The 521-nt window shown below is 64.5% G+C and carries 1 protein-coding gene; it reads left to right on the top strand.

The features are described from left to right. The coding region (locus tag KBY47_RS36255) for an alpha-amylase family glycosyl hydrolase (protein ID WP_247695775.1) at nt 1-521 on the top strand (521 nt) is incomplete at both ends.

Genomic DNA, 521 nt, shown 5'->3' with positions numbered 1-521 from the left:
CAGCGACCAGCACCCGTGGTTCCAGGAGTCCCGCAAGGACCCCGACGGCCCCTACGGCGACTACTACATGTGGGCCGACGACGACAAGCAGTACCAGGACGCACGGATCATCTTCGTCGACACCGAGGCATCGAACTGGACCTTCGACCCGGTGCGCAAGCAGTACTTCTTCCACCGCTTCTTCTCCCACCAGCCGGACCTCAACTACGAGAACCCGGCCGTCCAGGAGGAGATGATCTCCGCGCTGCGGTTCTGGCTGGACCTGGGCATCGACGGGTTCCGCCTGGACGCCGTGCCCTACCTGTACGCCGAGGAGGGCACCAACTGCGAAAACCTTCCGGCTACCCACGAGTTCCTGAAACGGGTGCGCAAGGAGATCGACGCCCACTACCCCGACACGGTGCTGCTGGCCGAGGCCAACCAGTGGCCGGAGGACGTCGTCGACTACTTCGGCGACTACACCTCCGGCGGCGACGAGTGCCACATGGCCTTCCACTTCCCGGTCATGCCCCGCATCTTCA

Origin of the sequence: Streptomyces sp. B93 (assembly GCF_018070565.1) — a bacterium.
In the GTDB taxonomy this organism is placed as follows: domain Bacteria; phylum Actinomycetota; class Actinomycetes; order Streptomycetales; family Streptomycetaceae; genus Streptomyces.
The sequence above is the reverse complement of the archived record's forward strand: the minus strand, read 5'-3'. Positions and strand labels throughout refer to the sequence as shown.